The organism is Fluviicola sp. (assembly GCF_030151805.1).
In the GTDB taxonomy this organism is placed as follows: domain Bacteria; phylum Bacteroidota; class Bacteroidia; order Flavobacteriales_D; family Crocinitomicaceae; genus Fluviicola.
The window spans coordinates 1-5,954 of record NZ_JASLCN010000272.1; the positions used below are offsets into that span (position 1 = coordinate 1).

The 5,954-nt window shown below is 41.2% G+C and carries 6 protein-coding genes; 2 read left to right on the plus strand and 4 right to left on the minus strand.

The genetic code is table 11. The features are described 5' to 3' along the window. The coding region (locus tag Q1V93_RS10350) for a two-component regulator propeller domain-containing protein (RefSeq protein ID WP_300664412.1) at positions 1–1,532 on the minus strand (1,532 nt) is incomplete at its 3' end. Further along, positions 1,532–2,305 carry a tRNA pseudouridine(38-40) synthase TruA gene (gene truA / locus Q1V93_RS10355; RefSeq protein ID WP_300664414.1) on the minus strand — a complete coding sequence of 258 codons (774 nt, stop codon included), beginning with the start codon at positions 2,303–2,305 and terminating at the stop codon, positions 1,532–1,534. The genes Q1V93_RS10350 and truA, both read right to left, overlap by 1 nt. Positions 2,306–2,528: 223 nt before the next feature. Here truA and Q1V93_RS10360 point away from each other — a divergent pair, with 223 nt between their 5' ends. Together Q1V93_RS10360 and Q1V93_RS10365 are read left to right on the plus strand one after the other, a co-directional pair. After that, complete coding sequence (locus Q1V93_RS10360) at positions 2,529–3,218, plus strand: response regulator transcription factor (RefSeq protein ID WP_124746730.1); 690 nt, start codon at positions 2,529–2,531, stop codon at positions 3,216–3,218. Beyond that, positions 3,215–4,300, plus strand: a complete 1,086-nt coding sequence (locus tag Q1V93_RS10365; RefSeq protein WP_300664417.1) for an ATP-binding protein — start codon at positions 3,215–3,217, stop codon at positions 4,298–4,300. Before Q1V93_RS10360 ends, Q1V93_RS10365 begins: the two co-directional genes overlap by 4 nt. A 39-nt stretch (positions 4,301–4,339) precedes the next feature. On the opposite strand, the gene Q1V93_RS10370 is transcribed toward Q1V93_RS10365, so the two are convergent. Together Q1V93_RS10370 and Q1V93_RS10375 are read right to left on the minus strand one after the other, a co-directional pair. Beyond that, positions 4,340–5,236: a glycosyltransferase gene (locus Q1V93_RS10370; protein ID WP_300664419.1), complete on the minus strand. Its 897-nt coding sequence runs from the start codon at positions 5,234–5,236 to the stop codon at positions 4,340–4,342. A 4-nt stretch (positions 5,237–5,240) separates the two neighbouring features. Next, positions 5,241–5,954, minus strand: a 714-nt coding sequence (locus tag Q1V93_RS10375) for a KUP/HAK/KT family potassium transporter (protein WP_300664421.1), incomplete at its 5' end; no start/stop codon positions are given.

A 5,954-nucleotide genomic window follows, 5' to 3' on the forward strand; every position in this document is an offset into this window, starting at 1 on the left:
ATCAGGCCTAATTCTTTGGAAAACCGGATGTGAGAAACACGGTTGTTTTTCAAAATTTCGGGAAACATGGAATTATCCCAGTGACCGTTTTTCAGACGGAACAGACCTTTCGCATTTCCTGCAAAAACCTCTCCTTTATCAGAAGAACAAACTGTTTCAAAATAATGATGTAAATTCTTATGGTATTTTTTAGCGGCAAAATAATCGTAAAGCGTATCCACCTTTCCGCTTTTGTGAATTCTTGCTACCCGGGAATAACAAATCAATGCACTGGTATCTGCTTCATTGAAACAGTCATAATAGTTAAAAATCAGCCAATTTTTGCCTTTCACGGAAAATGATCGCTTATTCTTCGAAATGAGGAGAATATCCGAAAAAACGGAAATGGCATTCCGCGACATCCCGTTCGTTAAAAACATCGGAAGATTTCCCTTCAAACGAAAAACACCTAAATGGTTGGAATAAATGACCTCGTTTTTTGCATTTACAACGACATGTGTTGCATCCAACGCTTCGCGGTTGTCATAGATCACTACGTTTTTCACAACCATGTTCGGAATATACACCACTCCTTTATCCAGGGTTGAAAACCACATTCCGTGTTCTTTATCTATCAACACGGAAGAAACCCTGTATCCTTTCAAATAGTGTATTCTTGGAGCTTTTGTAAATCCATATTTGGGAATATCTTTCAATTGGTAAACACCATTGATCGTTGTAATCCACAAATCCTTACCGATCGGGAAATATCCCGTTGTTCCCGGAATCCGGACAACGTCATCCGGAAATCTCAAATCAAAAAAGCAATCCTGTATCCGGCTTATTTCAATATCCGCTACTTTTTTCAGTTCTGATAAGGAATTCGGCATGTAGGTCTTGAAAACAACTTTGCTGGTAACTTTTTTAACCAGATTCCCGTCTTTCCGGATATTCATGATATAGGAATTCGGGTAAATCAACTGATTTTTCGAAATATTAAATGTAGACAGGTACGTTCCATTTACCAGGTCGAATGTGCAATAATCATTTTTGTAAAAAGACAAGCTGGATTTCCCTTTTGCATCAATTTTCAATATTCCGGTATTTCCCGATCCGAAATAAACATTATCCTGTTTGTCAACTGAAAAGGTTTTGTGCGGATACAGGTTGTTTCCGATATGATCAGAAATCAGGTGATTGTATTTGTATTGTACAATTTTATTGTTCTCAAAATAACTCAATAAGCCTCCGTAACTGATAAACCAGATTCGTCCCTTATGATCTTCATAGATCCAGAAGATCACATTATCGGGAAGTCCGTCCTTGATTGTAAATACCTGCAAATGAAATCCGTCATAACGAACAACTCCCCGGTCGGTACAAAACCAGATATACCCTTCCCGGTCCTGATGCACAAAATAAGTTTCCGAACTGGGTAATCCTTCTTCGATTGAAAAAACCTTGTTCGACGGCTCCCAATCAATTTCCTGGGAATAAGATGCTGTTCCGAAGAAAATCACCACCAGCAATGAAATGATCAGCCTGTTTTTCATCATTTCAACCGCTTGTTCGTTCTTAAAAACCCGTTTTCCGGATAGGCAACATCGACTAAAAATAATCCTTTTGCCGGAACCGATAGTTTTGCTTCGCCGCGGTCTTTCAGTGCAATAATTTCTGCTAGCTGCTCTTCTGTCAATTTCCCGTATCCAACCTCCAGAAGTGTTCCTACAACGGCTCTTACCATATTCCGGAGAAAGCGGTCTGCCTGAATTTCAAAAAACCAGGTTTTATCTTCCTGCTGAATCCACTCAGCCTTGTACACAGTACAAATATTTGTTTTCACATCGGTATGAAGCTTCGAAAACGAAGTGAAATCCTGTTTCCCGAGCAATAAGTTTGCAGCACGGTTCATTGCCGAAAAATCACATGCCTGCGTTAAATGACAACTATCCAGCAAAAACGGATGCTTTTCCTGGTGCACGAAATAATGATATGTTCTCGAAAGAGCAGAAAACCGGGCATGAAATGCTTCATCGACCTTTTGAGCAGAAAAGATCGAAATGTCTTCGGGAAGCATTTTATTCAGTTTGTAAGTCAGCTGATCACCATCTAATTCTTTAGACGCGTCAAAATGCAACACGTAATAAGACGCATGAACTCCTGTATCCGTTCTCCCGCAACCAACCACTGAAACTGGCGTATTTCCTGATAGTTGAGAAAGCCTGCGTTCAACTTCTTCCTGAACAGAAGATGCATTCGGCTGAATTTGCCAACCATGATAATCCGTTCCGCGATAAGCGAGTTCTAAAGCATATCGAAATGTCATAAAGCAAAGTTAAACAATCCTTTGGCTTAAAGGCTGAAACTTCTTTTGAAGTAGCTGAAAGGAAATCTTGTACTCATTGATCCGGATTTCTGTCCCGAAGCGGAAAAACCATTCTTAACATTAAAATAATCTACCCCTTATTAATTAATTATTTCGTAACGCAGCAGTAATTATTAAGGAAACTTACAAGAATACTTTTGCTCAAACAATAACAAGGAGCACAATGCAAGTAAGTAAGGGACAAACCATACTTTTAGTGGACGATGAGAAAGATATCCTGGAATTTTTACAGTATAATCTTGAGCGCGAGGGATATAAAGTATTTGTTGCCAATGACGGACTCGAAGGAGTTGAAATGGCACAAAAAGTTTCTCCTGACCTGATTCTGATGGATGTCATGATGCCGCGGATGGATGGAATTGAAGCTTGTCAGACTATTCGCCAGGATCTACAATTAAATTCTCCTTTGATTGCCTTTTTAACTTCCAGAGCAGAAGACTATTCTCAGGTGGCAGGTTTTGAGGCAGGTGCAGATGATTACATCACCAAACCGATCAGACCGCGTTTACTGGTTTCCAAGGTAGAAGCATTACTCAGAAGAGCAGGTCGTATGAACGGTGGAGAATCCGAAATCAAAACTTCTTCGATCACCGTAAACCGCGAAAAATTCCTGGTTTTCATGAATGACGAAGAAATTCAGCTGCCGAAAAAAGAATTCGAGTTGATCGAATTACTGGCATCAAGACCGGGAAAAGTATTCACCAGAGAGCAAATTCTGACAACCGTTTGGGGAGACGAAACAATCGTGGGTGAACGCACCATTGATGTTCATATCAGAAAATTAAGAGAGAAACTAGGAGAATCGTATATTCGTACCATTAAAGGTGTTGGTTATACATTTTCTGAAAAGTGAAAAAATTAAATCCGTTTACCATTGTTCTGGTCGGAAGCGCTATTGTTGCGGCTTGTCTGACACTCATTCTGTTCATCATTCATTTCGTTTCTCCGATTTCGATCGGGGCGTTTGTTTCGATCATTCTGTTCGGGTCTCTCGTGACGTTTACGACCTTCTTTTTCCTGTTCCGGGAATTCATCTACAATCGTTTGCGCATTCTTTACCGTTCTATCCGGAAAGGAAAACTGGCTCCGCATGAAAAGTTCTACATCAATATGTCTACGGATATAATTGGTCATGCAGAAACGGATTCAAAAAAATGGACCGAACAGCGAAATTCAGAAATCACCCAGCTTCAGGAACAGGATAAATTCCGCCGTGAGTTTATCGGAAACCTGGCACACGAATTAAAAACTCCTGTCTTCTCTATTCAGGGTTACGTGCTGACTTTACTGGAAGGCGGGCTGGAAGACGAAAAAGTCAACCGCATGTTTTTGGAACGAGCTTCCAAAGCAATCGACCGGATGACCAATATCCTGAACGACCTGGATGAATTAACCAAACTGGAGGTAAACGACCTGAAAATGGATTTACGTCCTTTTGATCTGAAGGAAATTGCCAAAGAAGTATTGGACAGTTTGGAGCTGAGAGCCCAGGAAAAACACATCAAACTCCGTTTCGCCAAAGAATATCACAAAGAAATCATGGTTCTGGCCGACCGGGGAAAAATTGCCCAGGTTTTAACCAATCTGATCAGCAATTCGATTTCGTATGGAAATGAAAACGGTGAAACCCAGGTTCGTTTTTACGAAGTGGATGATCTTGTTTCCGTAGAAATTTCGGATAACGGACCGGGAATAGAACCGCATGAATTACCGCGTTTGTTTGAGCGTTTTTACCGCGTTGAAAAAAGCAGAAACCGCAACGAAGGTGGTTCCGGATTGGGATTATCAATCGTGAAACACATTCTCGACTCTCACAATCAAACCATTTCAGTTCGAAGTACAATCGGTGTTGGAAGTACGTTTACTTTTTCACTGGATAAATTCGACGGGACTTCGTCTACTTTGGTTACTTCAAGAGGAATTACGATTAAGTAGTTGAAATTTTACTTCGACTCCGTTCAGTCTGATTTTCAATTAATGAATTTTCGCCAGGTATTCCTGCTCCAATTGCCCGGGAGTCGGGATGAGAACAGCTTTCTTATTCAGGAACTGCAAATCCATCAACGTTGAATATCCGTTTCGGGAAACGATGGTTTCGGCAGAAGCTATTTCCTGGTCGGCACTCAGCCAATCATCAATCACCAGAACATTGTCGGGAATTTGCGCGTAAGTCTTCGGGCAAACAAGGACGAGATTTTCATTCCCGTATTTTTCGATAATCCAGTGGAACAAATGCTCCGAATACGGTTCGGGACCGCTCACAATTCCAACAATTTTATTGGGAACTACGGAGATTTCCTGTTCCTGGAAACGCGAGTAAAACCCGATATAAACTGATTTCTCATTCGATTCACTCAGGATTCCGCCTAAACGTCTGTCCGGATCATCCATGATCCACACTCCATCAAATTGATTCATCCATTTACGATGAATCCGCTGTGCAAACCAACCTGCTTTCGGAGGTAGTGAAACCTGGTGCGTAATAAAGATAGATGGAACTTTCGCTGATCGGAAACCATAGCAGTGATCCGACAAAACACTTGTAATCAGATACTCTTTTACCAGCTTCTCTGCCCGAATGTGTTCTTGCTTAATGTGAGTCAAAAAACGAAACGAATTTCGCCGCATCTCAGAAGTGAAATTCCCGTCTCCCTTAAACCGGAATCCGAATCCCTCCGTAAGAATATAGACCGCGGTTATCCCGTACGATTCGAAAAGCGTCTTTTGAGCCGGTGTACAGTAAATAAACAACTCATTTCCCTGCTCCCGCAATTGCTTCAATAACGAAATCGACCGGGCCACGTGTCCGCTTCCCCAATCGAGGCATGCAAACAGAATGCGTTCCTGAGACAATTCCGCCGGGACTTTCATTGGTTTACTCTTTTCGTTTCATATTGATTGGAGCCGCTTTTGAAAGTACATACGGGAACGTTTCCTCCACAAAAGAACTCGGATCGAGCCCAAACTCATTTTTCTCGGACAAACTTCTTCCTTTAATGAAGAAATAAGAATTCATAATCAGTTTATGGAACCATGGAAGTTCGTTATCGTTCGACAAGAACTTACGGATCACAATGAATTTAAAGTCCCCGATATGGTCGCTGTGATGGTATTCACAGGCATATCTTGAACGGATTTCAATTTCGTTATTCTGCACCAGCTCTTCCACCACTTGCTTAAACATCGTATCCAGCTTCGGCTGGATTCTGAATCCAAGTCTGAAATCAATACGGATCAGATCGTTTTCATCGTGTTTGGTGACTTTGTATTCCTTCGTATAAGGTTCATCCGTTGTTTCAACATGTACAAACCAATAACGTTCGGCACGTTTCGGCTGCTGTTCCAAAATGGAATAAAACACTTTCGATTCCACTTCGTCTGCACGTTCGGCACTTGTCAGATATACCAGGTGCGTTGCATAAGTCGGAATCTGATCGTCGATAGATAATTTCTGCAAAATCGGCAGGTAGCTCTTGATTTTCACAAAATCCACAATGCTGTTTCGGATGATTTTACTTTTGAAAATGATGTACATCACAGCAATAATTGCTGATGCGATAATAATGGTGATGTAACCACCATGCGGGAA